Below are 13,544 nucleotides of genomic sequence, written 5' to 3'. Positions count from 1 at the left end.
AAAATTATAATTGAATGGATTAAAAGGAAAAAAGCTTCAGGTTAAAACAACCTGAAGCTTTTTAATTGATCTATAAAATTCAATGCACTTTGTGGCGAAACAATCAGGATAAAAACTATTCCAAAAAGTGCTCCATATAAGTGTGCATCGTGGTTGATTCCATCCCCCCCTTTTTTGGATTGGACGATGCTGTAAATCAAGAACAGAACACCTAGCGCAAAACCCGGAAGGCAAAGCAAACCAAACAAGCAGATATCTGACAACGGCATCAAAATAATGCTGCCAAATACGGTGGCAGCAACTCCCCCGGATGCCCCAAGCGCCCGATAATAGGAATGCTCCCGATGCTTGAAATAGGTCGGGATATCTGCGATGATTATCGCCCCGAGATAGAATAGAATATACAATCCTATGCCGGTCGTTTGCCCAAACTTAATGGTAAGAAAACTTTCCACCACCCTTCCAAAAAAATAGAAGGTAAACATATTGAAGAGCAAATGGGTCCCATCTTTATGGATAAATCCAGAAAGAACAAACCGATCCCATTGGTTCCTTTTTTGGATTTGGTAGGGCGTAAACATCCACCTTTCCAACAGGTTGGGCTTTTGCCAAGCTAAGTATGAAGTCAAGACTGTAAGAGCAATGATGAGGACCGTTGCGGATAATTCCATGAAGTAATGTCAGATTATTTTTCCCGGTGCACCAGGTCTTGGGTGAGTTGAAGAAGGGATTTGTAGATGTCTTTGTTAGGGACTTCCAGAGAAGCAAATTGCTCAAAGCCCTTGTCGAAGTAAGCTTTCATTTTTGCTTCTGTGAGGCTTTTGATCTCCAGGGAATCATAAATGGCCGTGACATCAGCTACTTTTTCTTCTTTGTTAAAAGTCTTAGCCTCCAGCCAGGACTCCAATTTGATTTTAGCATCTCCCCCAGCCAATTCCTTTGCTTTGATCAGCAGGAAAGTCTTTTTGTTGGAAATGATATCACCACCGACCTGCTTACCAAATTTGGCTTTGTCGGCATAGACGTCTAGCAAATCATCTTTGAGCTGAAAACCGATACCGATATTGACTCCAAAATCATATAGTTTTTGAGCATCTTCGATCGAAGCATCTGCCAAGATGGCCCCAAACTGAAGTGCAAATCCAAGCAAAACAGCTGTCTTTTGCCTAATCATATCGATGTAGGCAGCTTCTGAGACAGTTTTTTGAGATTCAAAATTCATGTCATGCTGTTGCCCTTCGCAAACCTCGGCAGCTGTCTGATTGAACAAGCGGATGGATTCCCAAAATTTGTTGGGTTCAATGTCCAATAACATATCATAAGCTTTGACCAACATCACATCACCGGAAAGAATCGCCGTATTGGCATTCCATTTTTCATGGACAGTTGCCTTTCCCCTGCGAAGGGGCGCATCATCCATGATATCGTCATGCATCAGGGTAAAGTTGTGAAAAACCTCCACCGCCGATGCGGGATTCATGATGTTTTGGTAGTCGGGCTTATACAGTGAATAAGCCATCAGTGTAAGCAAAGGGCGGATTCTTTTTCCGCCCAAGCTCATGATGTACGAAATCGGCTCATAAAGTTCGTGAGGGGATTTTCCGTAAGAATGTCTTTGGATATGTTTTTCTAAATCCTGTAAGATTTTATCTACGCTTATTTCTTGGTTCATTATCTGCAAATTCCAGGTCTATGGTTCTTCTGTCAATGTCCGTAGCCACTACGCGGACCATTACTTTTTCACCCAAAGTGATCATTTTTTTATTTCTTGTCCCAATGAGACGCATATTTTTTTCGTCAAATTGGTAATAATCGTCCTTCATGTCCTGAACACGGATCATCCCCTCACATTTGGTCTCGGTGATTTCTACAAAAACTCCCCACTCTGTCACACCGGTGACGATACCGTCGTAATCTTTTTCCTCAGCAAGGGACATAAATTCCACTTGTTTGTATTTGATTGACGCTCTTTCTGAGTCGGCAGCTCTTTTTTCCCTTTCGGATGAATGGAGACATTTGTCTTCCCACGTTTCTGCCTCAGGCGATTTGCCTCCATCAAGATAATGCTGCAACAAGCGGTGCACCATCATATCCGGATACCTCCGGATAGGGGAGGTGAAGTGGGTATAATGTTGGAATGCCAAGCCAAAGTGGCCTTTTGCTTCTGTTGTATATTTGGCTTTGGCCATGCTTCTAATTGCAAGCTGTTCGAGGACATTTTGTTCCGGTTTCCCGAGAATTTCCTCCATCAGTTTGTTTAGCGCCATAGAGATCCTTGTCCCTTCACCGATCTTTAATTCATGGCCAAATTTTTTGGCAAAATTGGCAAAAGTCTCCAACCGCTCCACATCCGGGTGGTCGTGAATCCTATAGACAAATGTATCCTTTCCTTTGTTTTTATTGAAGACATATTCTGCCACCGTCCTATTGGCCAACAGCATAAATTCCTCAATCAGTTTGTGGATGTCCTTTCTCTCTTTAACAAAAAGGCCAAGTGGTTTCCCTTTTTCATCGAGTTTGAATTTGACTTCAACCGTCTCAAAATTGACTGCTCCTTTATCAAATCTTCTTTTCCGGAGTTTTTTGGCGAGACCATTCAAGAGTGTGAGTTCCTGATAGAAATCGCCTTCCTGCTTGTCGATGTTTTCCTGACCTTCTTCGTAAGCAAATCGCCTGTCGGAGTGCGTTACTGTCCTACCTATCCAAGTATTCAGAACATCGGCATTTTCATCCATTTCAAAAACACAGGAGAATGTCAGTTTGTCCTCGTTGGGTCTTAGCGAACAAAGTCCATTGCTAAGTCTTTCCGGTAACATCGGGATAGTCCTGTCTACCAAGTAAACTGAAGTAGCCCTTTCATAAGCTTCTTTCTCCAATTTGGTTTTTGGCTTGACATAGTGGGTCACATCAGCGATGTGAACACCGATTTCAAGGTTTCCATTGTCCAAAACCCTGTAGGATATCGCATCATCAAAATCCTTGGCATCTGCCGGATCAATGGTAAATGTGGGAATGTCCCGCATATCACGGCGGTTTTTGATTTCTTCAGGTGAAATTTCCTCGGGGATCAGGTTTGCTTCATCTTCGACTTCTTGGGGGTATTCGAATGGCAAGCCAAACTCCGCCATGATAGAATGGATTTCAACCTCATGTTCTCCAGCTTTGCCGAGAACTCGAGTGACTTTTCCGGTTGGGTTTTTGTCGTCCTCGCGCCAGTCGGAGAGTTTTACAACTACCTTTTGGTTATGTTCAGCACCGCCAAGGTCACCTCTGTGGACGAAAATGTCATAATGCATCTTTTTGAAATCAGGCACGACAAAGGCGAATCTCGGGGATATTTCTACCCTGCCGACAAACTCATCCCTGCTTCTGCTGACAATTTCCAGTACTTTTCCCTCCAGCCTGCCGGTGCTTCCTTTGACAGGATAAACCATGATTCTGACCTTGTCTCCGTCAAGTGCATGCTTGAGGTCGGCTTCTTTGATCAAGACATCTTCCTCTAATCCATGTTTTGAATCGGGTTTGATAAATGCAAAGCGTGGATTGACAAAATCCACTTCCCCTTCAATGAATTCCGGTTCTTTGACCGAGGCAAAATAATTTCTCGGTGATTTGGAGATGTTGCCTGCTGCGGCGAGTTTATGTAACATCGGTTCTACACCGCCTTTGGCAATGGAGTCCCGGATTTCAAGTTTCTTGATAATCTGTTTGGCATTGAATTCTTTGCCGTAATTGTTATCCAAAAAATTGAGTACTTTTTTGGCCAGTTGGGCGGCATCGATCACTTTTCCGCTTTTTCTGCCCTGTTGGCCCTGATTATTTGATTTTCTTCCCATGAAAGTTTATTTCCAATTGTGTAATGATAAGCCCTGAATCTGTGAGAAATGGGCTGTGTTGTTTGTGATTAGTTGTAGGTCGGAATGGATTGCAATTTCTGCAATAAGTAAGTCAATTTCGCCAATTGTAATCCCTTTTCTCCTAAGGTCTACATATATTTTTGCTGATAACCTTACCGAATTACGAGAAATATTAAGGATTTGGCATTTGTTGATAAATGTTTCAAACTTCTCCATTTGCTTTTGAGCTTGTTGGTATTCTAGTTCCTGAAAAAACTCAAAAAGAGTCAATTCAGTAATGGTCAATGCTGAATGAAGGGAAAGGTAACTACTCAAATTTCGAGATGTATTTTCATCATCATCAAAAAAATTAATAAGTGTGTCTGTATCTAAAATGGATTTTCTCAAAAGGTTTTGTGTGATTTAGATCCCTTCAATCGCTTTTCAGGAAGACCTGTTGTTAATTCGGTTTTAAAATCCTCATCCATGGTTTTTAGAAAGCCCTTGTAGGAGAGAATTTCTTCCTTCAAGGAGTTTTCTTTTTCTAATTCATTCAAAAAAGTAGCTAGAACATTCAGTTCCTCCAAAGAAAGAATTTCAATCCTTTCCAAAACCGTTTCTTTCAAGCTTTTTATTGCGGTCGATTCCATTGATCATTTACTTTCTCTAAAGTTAATAAAAAACTTAAAGCGGAATTGGTTCCAATTTGGATTTAATATACTCTTTTCAATTGTGACTTTTAGGGATCATCCCTCATTATCCCTATTAATCACTTCCATTTCGATATCAGGTGGCAGTCCTTGAAAAGCCAAATAGATCTTAGCGGTGACGACAACATCCCGCAGACAATATTCCCGAATCGATTCCAGGTCTTTTTGGATATAATAGGCTTCATTGACCTGAGAACCATCGATGGACTCCTTGGAAGTGGGGATGTCAAAAATGGCAGCAAGCAATTCCAGCCTCGTATAATGCTTGTAATCCCCAAATTTCCAAAGCTCTAAAGTATCGAGGTGACGGACTTCCCAAGGTTTCTTGCCGGCAATCTGCAATGGTTCGGGTAGCGGAATCCTGTTGACCAAAATTCTTCTGCTGAGATAGGGAAAGTCAAATTCCTTTCCGTTGTGGGCACAAAGGATCCATTTTTTCTTTTGGAGCAACTCACAAAAAGCAGCGAGGGTGTCGTATTCTGATTCTTCCCCGTAGCTTTTGGTTCGGAATTCCAATTTGTTTTCATCCTCCAAATAATGGAAGTAACCGACTCCCACACAGATGACCTTGCCAAATTCAGCATAGATTCCTGCTTTTTGGAAAAATAAACTACCGGGATCCACATTTTCTTCTTTGGGAATGATTTGCTTTTCTTTTTTGATCCATTCTTCCTGTAGTCGCGGTGGCAATTCAGCAAATTCTGATTCCAAAGAAGCGGTCTCGATATCCAAGAATAGGATATCTCCCAATTCACTCAAAAGATTTCCCATAACTTTTTTCTATTTGCATAAGACATCTAGGCGTAATTGATCGGATTAATTGGCAACCTAGATATTGAAATATTAAGATATTAGGATATCGCGAAAAAATCAAATGCAGTATTCAAATAATAACCAAAAAATTAGGATGGATTGATTTTAACTGTGCAAGACGCCTTCCAAGCCCAATTCAGGGATAACTCTCAAATTGGAATTATCCATGCTGCCTTCAGGAAAAATGAATTTTTTGTCAAAAATCTTATCGAGGATATAATAACTCACCCAATATTCATTGGTCAAAGCAAAAAGTGCAGGGTCAATCGGCTCAACCTTGGCGATGGATTCTGAACCGAGCTCTTGGATCATATGCCTCAAAACCGAGGTTTTCTTTTCTTCCCCTTCAATTTGGCCATAGCCTTTGGAGGTAATCATTACCGTATTTAGTTCGATCAGGTTCAGGTTGATGATATATACTGACCATTCGGTATTGCCGTTGGTTTCTTCTTTGGCAATGGCTAGCTTGACTCCGGTGACAGGGTGAAAGGCGATGTCTTTTTTCATTGGTTAGAGGTGAGATATAAGACTTGAGATTTGAGAATATAGAATCAAACGTTATTTTACAGTAGCTATATCAACTTTATTTCAATTGTATTTCAATTATATATCAACCTTATTTCCATTGTATTTCAATTATATTTCCACCGTATATCCAGACTTTAAATTAACTCCATCCCAAATAAATCAACAACATGCTTTTTAACTTTATCTTTTACTTCGGTTTCGTCTATAGGGTGTCCAAGTTCTAAATGCATGGAGGTGACAGCTTTGTCAGTTATTCCACAAGGAACAATGTTGTTGAAATACCCGATATCTGCATTGACATTGAAGGCAAAGCCATGCATGGTAACCCATCGGCTTGATTTTACACCAAGGGCACAGATTTTTCGAGGGTTTTTCTGTTCGACATAATCCAACCAAACTCCGGTCAATCCGGTGATTCTTCCCGCTTCGATCCCATATTCCGCCAAAGTCAAAATGACAGCTTCTTCGAGAAGTCTCAGGTATTTGTGGATGTCGGTAAAGAAATTGTCAAGATCGATGATAGGGTAACCAACCAACTGCCCCGGACCATGATAGGTGATATCACCTCCCCGGTTGATTTTATAAAAAGTAGCTTTCTTCTCCTCCAATCCTTTCTCATCCAAAAGCAGGTGTGACAATTCACCACTTTTTCCCAAAGTATAGACATGTGGATGCTCTACAAAAACCAGGTAATTGTCAGTTGGCAATTGGGTTTCCGGATCTAACTGACGGTTTTGGATTTTGAGTGAGACGGTCTTGGCAAAGATCTCTTCCTGAAAATCCCAGGTTTCTTTGTAATCCTTTATACCGAGATCGATGAACTTAACTTTTTTATTGATAACTTGATTCACAGTTTTTATTTATAGCACTTGGAGAACACCTATTGAAAAATGATGGTTCTTTTCTATACCCCAAAAATAAACAAATATCCCCATGGCAGAACATAATGATAAAGGAAAGGAAGCAGAAGACTTGGTCAAAGCGTGGTTATCAGGCCGAGGATATGAATTTGTAGAGGCAAATTACCGGAGTGGTCATGCGGAAATCGACTTGATTTTTAAGCATAAGGGGATTCTTGTTTTTGTAGAAGTAAAATACCGAAGCGGGACGGGATTCGGCTATGCTGAAGAATTTGTGGATAGTACGAAACGCAAACTCTTGATAAAAGCCGCCGATAATTTTGTTCATGAACGGGATTGGCACAAGGATATAAGATTTGATATCATTGGTGTCTACCGAGATCAAAAAGGAAATCTGAACTTCAGACAGTTCGAAGACGCTTTTTATTAGTCAAAAAAAAACCTGATTTGATGGTCAGGCTCTTTCTTTTTAACTGTTAGGTTTAAATTTTTCTATTGGATTTTCTGTAGGCGGTAGCGATTGAAGGTAAGCGAATATTGCCTTAAGGTCATCTTCTTTCATACCTGCATACATCATCCAAGGCATGATGGTCTGGAAGTCTCCTTGGTTAAGTTTTTTGGGCACATAGTTTTCTCCATACATTTTGAACCGTTGTACAAACATTTCCTCAGTCCAATTTCCCAATCCTGTGGCATGAGGTGTCAAATTGGCGGAAGAAAGAATCCCATCAGGAAACCCAAACTCACGGCCTCCCGCTAATCGTTCACCTGTAAATGATCCACTTTCAAATTTGGTGTGGCAATCGGCACATGCACCTGCTGTCACAAGGTAACCTCCATATGCAATTTGGTCAGAAGGTTGGGGTCTTTTAGTTAATGAAGCCTTGACCGGCATTGTTCTCATGATCAGTCCAAATGGGAAATCCGGCTCACCTTTTGGCCTACCGACTTCGACAGGTTCCAGAGTCCTGATATAGGCAATTACAGCATTGATATCTTCTGCATCGATTTTGCCGTAGCTTTGGTATGGCATAATCGGAAAAATGGGAGACCCATCTCTTCTTACTCCCGTAGTAATCAGCCTGAATAGTTCGCCATCAGTCCAGTCTCCTATGCCAAATGGGGTAATATTCGGAGAGATAAAAACACCCGGGAATCCCATCGTCTGGTCAAATCGATCACCGCCTGTTGCTTCTGTTCCATGGATGAGTGGGCCTGAGTATAAGGAATAATCCCGTTCGGAATGGCAATCCATGCAGAGCAATACATGATTGGCAAGGTATTTACCTCGTTCAACAGCTTCAGGTGTGATTTCGACTTTTAAGTCTTGATCTACGGGACCGACATTTGGAAGGGCAAATGAAACATAGGCAACAACTCCAATAATTATTAGAACTAAGGCTGTCGCCAGGTAAGCAATGATCTTTAAAATCTTTTTCATTCAAGTAGTGGTTTTGGGTTGAAATAAAAACTTAGAGATTCACCCATAATTTAATGATTTTATATGAAATAATGAAAAAAACAGAATAAAAGATTGTAGGCGACTACTTCAATAAATTATATGAGTCTCCGTAAAGCTCTGCTTTGAGGTTGAAGAAACTTTATCTTATGCGGAAACTCTTCCATAGACGACCGTCCAATGTCCACAGAACTGCTAATCGTCCTCCAACTGTTTTTTGTTTGGCTACTTGAAGAAAGCGGATAGACTTAAAAAAAAAAAAGACTGAAAAATTAACAGGAAATTGAAAATCTTGGGACTTTAAAGAAGGCTTTCTAAGCTTTTCCAGATAGTCTCAAAAACTATCAAATGTCCCTCTTCAGTAGGATGGATTCCGTCAGGCAGATTCAGGTCAGGATTTCCTGCCACACCTTCCAATAAAAATGGGATCAATTGGACATTTTCTTCTGCAGCTACTTGGGGAAATATCTCAGAAAATTCTTTCGTGTATTCTTGTCCCATATTTGGGGGAATCTGCATTCCGGCCAAAACAATAACTGTTTCAGGATATTTCCCCTTTACCAATTGGATGATGCCTTTTAGGTTTTTCTTTGTTTCCGAGGGAGTGATTCCGCGCAATCCATCATTTCCGCCTAATTCCAGAATAAAAATCGCAGGTTCTTCTTCCAAAAACCAATCCAAACGGCTCAAACCACTTGCGGTCGTTTCGCCACTCAATCCGGCATTGATGACCCTGTAATCCAAGCCAAGACTGTCAATCCTCGCAGCAGTCAATCCTGGGAAAGCATCTTCTGCCTCAATCCCATATCCGGCTGTGAGGCTGTTCCCGAAGAAGAGGATCAGTTTCTTTGATTGAGGTGTTTCAGGTTTTGAGATTGATTCTGTCTCAGACTCTTTTTCATTTTTTGCGGTACACGAAGAAAAAACAACAAGAATAAAAAGTAGAATATTTATGGTTGCTTTGATCATTTTATTTATATCTAATTATTAATAATTATTTAGGCGTTGGCGGTAGTATTCATTCCTCCGAATGATTTACCCGAGATTGCCAGTTTTGCAAATTCATAAACAGCTAAGAAATCTTCTTTTTCTAACTCCGGATGATCCTCCATTATTTCTTCCATACTCATCCCTGATGCAGATAGGTCTAGTAAAACTTCAACAGGCCATCGCATCCCTCTAATGCAGGGCTTTCCATGGCAAATTTCTGGATCAATGGTGATTCGATTTTGATATTTCATTTTATTCCTTTCTTCAAATTTACTATTTTCTGTGGATTTTGTTCAAACCCCATCCTTTCCTTTTATATTTAAACCCAACGAATCAAACCATTTGGACGTTTGATGGTGTTATTGTAAAAACCAATTCCAAAAGATTTTTATGAGCATATTGAGTGTAAAGGATGTGTCCAAAACCTACCAAAGCGGCACAAGAAAACTAACTGTTTTAGATCAGGTCAATTTTGATATCCAAGCCGGAGAAAGCATCTCTATCGTCGGTCCTTCGGGAAGCGGAAAAACCACTTTGCTCGGACTCTGTGCTGGATTAGACTCAGCGAGTACAGGCTCTGTGGTATTGGATGGTAATGCTTTTGAGAAGCTTTCCGAAGACCAACGGGCCGCGGTCAGGAGCAAAAATATTGGATTTATTTTTCAGAATTTCCAACTCCTTCCCACGCTTACTGCTTTGGAAAATGTAATGGTTCCTCTTGAATTAAAGAAAAAAAAGGACGCCAAAGCAAAAGCCACTGAGTTATTGACCAAAGTTGGATTGGGAGATAGGATTACCCATTATCCATCTCAGCTTTCGGGTGGAGAACAGCAGCGGGTATCTATCGCAAGGGCTTTTGCCAATGAACCGAAAATACTTTTTGCCGATGAACCGACAGGAAACTTGGATACTGAAACCGGGGAAATGATCGAAGACCTGATTTTCGACATGAACAAAGAGCAAGGTACTACGCTGATTTTGGTGACCCACGATCCGGAATTAGCAAAGCGTACAAACCGCATCATCAATATCAAAGGCGGTAAAATCCAGGAGGGCAGCCATGTCTGATTTTTCTTGGGTTTTGAAAATGGCCTTCCGGGATTTTAGAAAAAATTTCTCAAGGCTCCTCCTTTTTGTATCCTCGATGGTCGTAGGGATTGCGGCCTTGGTAGGTATCAGTTCATTTGGTGAAAACCTGAAAAGAGGAATCGACCAACAATCCAAAGAACTTGTCGGGGCAGACTTGGTATTGGAAAATAACAAACCACTCGGGCCACAACCTACCGATTCCTTGGCGATTGCAACTGCTGAAGAGATCAATTTTGCCAGTATGGTGGCTTTTCCTTCAACTGGCGCAAGTCGGCTGACGCAGGTAAGGGCGCTGGAAGGAAATTTCCCTTTTTACGGAAAACTAGAAACCATCCCCGCTGAGGCAGAAGCTTCCTTTAGAAAGGGGGGCAAAAGAGCTTTGGTGGAAAAACTCCTCATGGCACAATTCAATGCTGTGATAGGGGACAGTATCAAAGTCGGGAATGTTTCATTCTATATCGAAGGCGAATTACAGAAAGTCCCGGGCCAAACAGGGATTACAGCCACTGTAGCACCTGCGGTATACATCCCTATGGAATACGTGGAGGCTACCGGTCTGATCCAATACGGCAGTAGGCTGGAATATGTCAGGTATTACCAATTAGATGACTTGACAAATCCTGACGATTTGGTGAAGAAATACGAGGAGCAATGGGAGGAAGAAAAAGTCGATGCGGACACCATTGAAGACCGGAAAAGGCAGACAGGCCGTTCCTTCCAAAACCTATCGAACTTTCTGAGTTTGGTTGCCTTTATTGCCTTGCTTTTGGGTTGTGTGGGTGTCGCTAGTGCAGTCAATGTTTTTGTAAAGGAAAAATTAGCTTCAGTGGCAGTTTTGAGATGTCTTGGCGTCTCTGCTTGGACGGCAATGAAAATATATTTGGTTCAGATCGTGATTATGGGATTTGCGGGAGCAGTATTCGGATCACTTTTAGGGAGCATTTTGCAGTTTATTTTACCGGCAGTATTTGCGGATTTCCTTCCGGTGGATGTTACCATTGCAATTTCTTGGAAAAGTATAGGCTTTGGTGTAATCACCGGATTATTGGTATCTATTTTATTTGCCTTGTTGCCTTTGTTGAAAATCAGAAAGGTATCTCCGATGGCTACTTTGCGGCCTGAGGAAGGGGAAACCAAGATCAACAAAGATCCCTTGCGTTGGGCGGTTGTGTTTGGTATTCTTTTGTTTGTCTTCGGGTTCAGCTTTTACCTGCTCAATGGATGGAAGCAATCGCTCGGCTTTACCGGATTTGTGGTTTTTGCATTCTTGATTCTTTGGACTGTAGCAATTGGAATCATGTGGCTGATCCGAAAATTCCTTCCGATTTCACTGCAGTATCCTATCAGACAGTCTTTAGCCAATTTATACAGGCCAAATAACCAAACCGTTTCCTTGATAGCAACCATCGGTTTGGGTACAGCCATGATCAGCACCTTGTTTTTTGTCCAAAACCAATTGTTGGATGAAGCAAAGTTTGCAGACAAAAAGGACCAACCAAACATGCTGCTTTTTGACATCCAAACGCATCAGGTTGAGGCAGTCGCAGATAAAATCCTAAGCAAAGACCTGCCCATCATGCAGCAGGTACCTATTGTAACCATGGGATTGGAGTCTATCAATGGCCTGACCAAAAAAGGGAACGACACTTTGCCTGAGGAAGAAAAACGATCCCGGGGATTATACAACAGGGAATTTAGGGTAACCTACAGAGACACTTTGATCAGTTCTGAAAGGCTGGTGACAGGACAGCTTTATAAAGTATCCAATCCCGGAGATTCGGTTTTTGTTTCTTTTGACCAAGGCTACGCCATGCGGACGGGGATCAAATTGGGAGATCAGATTATTTTCAATGTCCAGGGAAGACCGATTACGACCTATGTGGGGAGCTTCCGGGATATCAAATTCAATCAGGTTTCTACAAATTTTTTGGTATTATTTCCCGAAAATGTTTTGAACAATGCGCCGAAGTTTCATGTGCTGATCACCAAAACCATCAATGACCGTCAGGCCGCGGATGTGCAGTCGGAGATTGTAAGAGAGTTCCCAAATATCTCGGTAATCAATTTGGGTGCGATAGTTGAAACCTTGGAAGAGATTCTTGGCAAAATCAGTTTTGTAATCCAATTCATGGCTTTTTTCAGCATCATTACCGGTATTTTGGTTTTGATCAGTTCATTGATCATCAGCAAATACCAAAGGATGCGGGAAAGTATCTTGCTGCGGACACTCGGTGCGGACAGCGGTTTGGTCAGCAAGATCAATACCTTGGAATATTTCTTTTTGGGTTCTTTGGCTTCGCTGAGTGGGATTTTACTGTCCTTTTTGGCAACATGGTTATTGAGTGAGTTTGTATTTGAGTTGCCATTTAGAGGAGCATACAAAGAAGCTTTGATAGTTTATGTAGCCATTACAGCTTTGACCATTCTCCTGGGCTGGCTCAATGGTCGCAAAATTGTGAAGATGCCTCCGATGGAGATTTTGAGAGGGTAATATTTCTTATGTGAGTAAATTAGAATTTCCCATATTAACCGTCTATTCAAAGCAATCAGATATTAAATTGATATTGGATATTAGTAGATATTGTCTCGTAATCAATTGTTTTTGTTTGATTTTAAGAGCTTTCGAAAGATTTCTTTCAATTTATTAAATTCTCTATAATTTGGAAAATGCCTTTGGGAATGTATTCTCAGAGGCATTTTAAATTGTTACCGTTACCAATATTTGATTTGGTAGACTGGGATTAAAAACTATTTTTGCCTTATATAAATCAAACCAATAAAAAACATGAATAAATTCAGATTCTTTGCCATTATTTTGATTTTTGCCCTTTTTATTTCTATTCAGGCTCATGCACAAGTGCATGTCGGGGTTTACCCGGGAGGGGTTTTGTCCCAGATCGGTGTAGGCACAGATGTGGATAAGAAGTTTTTTGGGGAGGCGAGATTTCTTGCCGGAGATGTAGTTAATTATGTATTAGGAGTAGAGGCTTTAGGCCATTATAATGTCAGCCGGACAGAATGGTATAACCTACACATTGGATTAATGGTTGGATACACAGACGCGGATGATGGTAGGATAGGACTACCTTTGGGTATGGACTTTAAGCCTATATCCAACCACAGGCAATTTTCAATTTTAATGGAAGGGACTCCCCTAGTTGCAAATGGTGACTTAACCCTCAGAGCCAGTATCGGTCTTCGGTATACTTTTAGGAAAGAGTAAGTAAAGACGGCTTCTTAAACCTAAAACCGACTATCC

The 13,544-nt window shown here is 41.1% G+C and carries 15 protein-coding genes; 4 read left to right on the top strand and 11 right to left on the bottom strand.

Annotation, left to right across the window (positions count from 1 at the left end):
* Positions 1 to 41: 41 nt before the first annotated feature.
* From M3O96_RS11810 to lipB, 8 genes are all read right to left on the bottom strand, one after another.
* On the bottom strand, positions 42 to 671 hold the full coding sequence (locus tag M3O96_RS11810; protein WP_249720795.1) for a rhomboid family intramembrane serine protease: 630 nt from the start codon (positions 669 to 671) through the stop codon (positions 42 to 44).
* Positions 672 to 685: 14 nt separating this feature from the next.
* A complete protein-coding gene (locus M3O96_RS11805; protein ID WP_249720794.1) occupies positions 686 to 1,672 on the bottom strand; it encodes a polyprenyl synthetase family protein in 987 nt (328 codons plus the stop codon).
* Positions 1,647 to 3,836 carry a ribonuclease R gene (rnr, locus tag M3O96_RS11800; protein WP_249720793.1) on the bottom strand — a complete coding sequence of 730 codons (2,190 nt, stop codon included), beginning with the start codon at positions 3,834 to 3,836 and terminating at the stop codon, positions 1,647 to 1,649. The genes M3O96_RS11805 and rnr overlap by 26 nt, the downstream gene beginning before the upstream one ends.
* Positions 3,837 to 3,842: 6 nt before the next feature.
* Positions 3,843 to 4,244 carry a PIN domain-containing protein gene (locus M3O96_RS11795; protein WP_249720792.1) on the bottom strand — a complete coding sequence of 134 codons (402 nt, stop codon included), beginning with the start codon at positions 4,242 to 4,244 and terminating at the stop codon, positions 3,843 to 3,845.
* Complete coding sequence (locus tag M3O96_RS11790) at positions 4,241 to 4,486, bottom strand: hypothetical protein (RefSeq protein ID WP_249720791.1); 246 nt, start codon at positions 4,484 to 4,486, stop codon at positions 4,241 to 4,243. Before M3O96_RS11790 ends, M3O96_RS11795 begins: the two co-directional genes overlap by 4 nt.
* A gap of 96 nt (positions 4,487 to 4,582) precedes the next feature.
* Positions 4,583 to 5,317: a 3'-5' exonuclease gene (locus tag M3O96_RS11785; RefSeq protein ID WP_249720790.1), complete on the bottom strand. Its 735-nt coding sequence runs from the start codon at positions 5,315 to 5,317 to the stop codon at positions 4,583 to 4,585.
* 147 nt (positions 5,318 to 5,464) lie between these two features.
* Positions 5,465 to 5,866 (bottom strand): hypothetical protein, encoded by a 402-nt coding sequence (locus M3O96_RS11780; RefSeq protein WP_249720789.1) that lies wholly within the window; start codon positions 5,864 to 5,866, stop codon positions 5,465 to 5,467.
* Positions 5,867 to 6,021: 155 nt separating this feature from the next.
* Complete coding sequence (lipB, locus tag M3O96_RS11775; RefSeq protein ID WP_249720788.1) at positions 6,022 to 6,738, bottom strand: lipoyl(octanoyl) transferase LipB; 717 nt, start codon at positions 6,736 to 6,738, stop codon at positions 6,022 to 6,024.
* An 82-nt stretch (positions 6,739 to 6,820) separates the two neighbouring features.
* Here lipB and M3O96_RS11770 point away from each other — a divergent pair, with 82 nt between their 5' ends.
* A complete protein-coding gene (locus M3O96_RS11770; protein ID WP_249720787.1) occupies positions 6,821 to 7,177 on the top strand; it encodes a YraN family protein in 357 nt (118 codons plus the stop codon).
* A 39-nt stretch (positions 7,178 to 7,216) separates the two neighbouring features.
* On the opposite strand, the gene M3O96_RS11765 is transcribed toward M3O96_RS11770, so the two are convergent.
* From M3O96_RS11765 to M3O96_RS11755, 3 genes are all read right to left on the bottom strand, one after another.
* Positions 7,217 to 8,188, bottom strand: coding sequence for a c-type cytochrome (locus tag M3O96_RS11765; protein WP_249720786.1), 972 nt, complete (start codon positions 8,186 to 8,188; stop codon positions 7,217 to 7,219).
* 318 nt (positions 8,189 to 8,506) lie between these two features.
* Positions 8,507 to 9,175, bottom strand: coding sequence for an arylesterase (locus M3O96_RS11760; protein ID WP_249720785.1), 669 nt, complete (start codon positions 9,173 to 9,175; stop codon positions 8,507 to 8,509).
* Between the two features lie 29 nt (positions 9,176 to 9,204).
* Complete coding sequence (locus M3O96_RS11755) at positions 9,205 to 9,447, bottom strand: DUF433 domain-containing protein (RefSeq protein ID WP_249720784.1); 243 nt, start codon at positions 9,445 to 9,447, stop codon at positions 9,205 to 9,207.
* 139 nt (positions 9,448 to 9,586) lie between these two features.
* Here M3O96_RS11755 and M3O96_RS11750 point away from each other — a divergent pair, with 139 nt between their 5' ends.
* From M3O96_RS11750 to M3O96_RS11740, 3 genes are all read left to right on the top strand, one after another.
* Positions 9,587 to 10,264, top strand: coding sequence for an ABC transporter ATP-binding protein (locus M3O96_RS11750; protein WP_249720783.1), 678 nt, complete (start codon positions 9,587 to 9,589; stop codon positions 10,262 to 10,264).
* Entirely contained in the window at positions 10,257 to 12,776 is a 2,520-nt protein-coding gene (locus M3O96_RS11745; protein ID WP_249720782.1) for an ABC transporter permease, read from the top strand. The genes M3O96_RS11750 and M3O96_RS11745 overlap by 8 nt, the downstream gene beginning before the upstream one ends.
* 294 nt (positions 12,777 to 13,070) lie before the next feature.
* Positions 13,071 to 13,508, top strand: coding sequence for a hypothetical protein (locus tag M3O96_RS11740; RefSeq protein WP_249720781.1), 438 nt, complete (start codon positions 13,071 to 13,073; stop codon positions 13,506 to 13,508).
* Positions 13,509 to 13,544 lie beyond the last annotated feature (36 nt).

It is taken from the genome of Aquiflexum sp. TKW24L (assembly GCF_023502205.1).
Classification (GTDB): domain Bacteria; phylum Bacteroidota; class Bacteroidia; order Cytophagales; family Cyclobacteriaceae; genus Cognataquiflexum.
The sequence above is the reverse complement of the archived record's forward strand: the minus strand, read 5'-3'. Positions and strand labels throughout refer to the sequence as shown.

Coding starts and splice junctions, on each gene's coding strand:
- M3O96_RS11760 (WP_249720785.1), bottom strand. CDS start 9,175: ATGATCAAAGCAACCATAAATATTCTACTTTTTATTCTTGTTGTTTTT.
- M3O96_RS11810 (WP_249720795.1), bottom strand. CDS start 671: ATGGAATTATCCGCAACGGTCCTCATCATTGCTCTTACAGTCTTGACT.
- M3O96_RS11780 (WP_249720789.1), bottom strand. CDS start 5,866: ATGAAAAAAGACATCGCCTTTCACCCTGTCACCGGAGTCAAGCTAGCC.
- M3O96_RS11745 (WP_249720782.1), top strand. CDS start 10,257: ATGTCTGATTTTTCTTGGGTTTTGAAAATGGCCTTCCGGGATTTTAGA.
- M3O96_RS11755 (WP_249720784.1), bottom strand. CDS start 9,447: ATGAAATATCAAAATCGAATCACCATTGATCCAGAAATTTGCCATGGA.
- M3O96_RS11740 (WP_249720781.1), top strand. CDS start 13,071: ATGAATAAATTCAGATTCTTTGCCATTATTTTGATTTTTGCCCTTTTT.
- M3O96_RS11805 (WP_249720794.1), bottom strand. CDS start 1,672: ATGAACCAAGAAATAAGCGTAGATAAAATCTTACAGGATTTAGAAAAA.
- M3O96_RS11770 (WP_249720787.1), top strand. CDS start 6,821: ATGGCAGAACATAATGATAAAGGAAAGGAAGCAGAAGACTTGGTCAAA.
- M3O96_RS11785 (WP_249720790.1), bottom strand. CDS start 5,317: ATGGGAAATCTTTTGAGTGAATTGGGAGATATCCTATTCTTGGATATC.
- M3O96_RS11765 (WP_249720786.1), bottom strand. CDS start 8,188: ATGAAAAAGATTTTAAAGATCATTGCTTACCTGGCGACAGCCTTAGTT.
- M3O96_RS11750 (WP_249720783.1), top strand. CDS start 9,587: ATGAGCATATTGAGTGTAAAGGATGTGTCCAAAACCTACCAAAGCGGC.
- M3O96_RS11790 (WP_249720791.1), bottom strand. CDS start 4,486: ATGGAATCGACCGCAATAAAAAGCTTGAAAGAAACGGTTTTGGAAAGG.
- rnr (WP_249720793.1), bottom strand. CDS start 3,836: ATGGGAAGAAAATCAAATAATCAGGGCCAACAGGGCAGAAAAAGCGGA.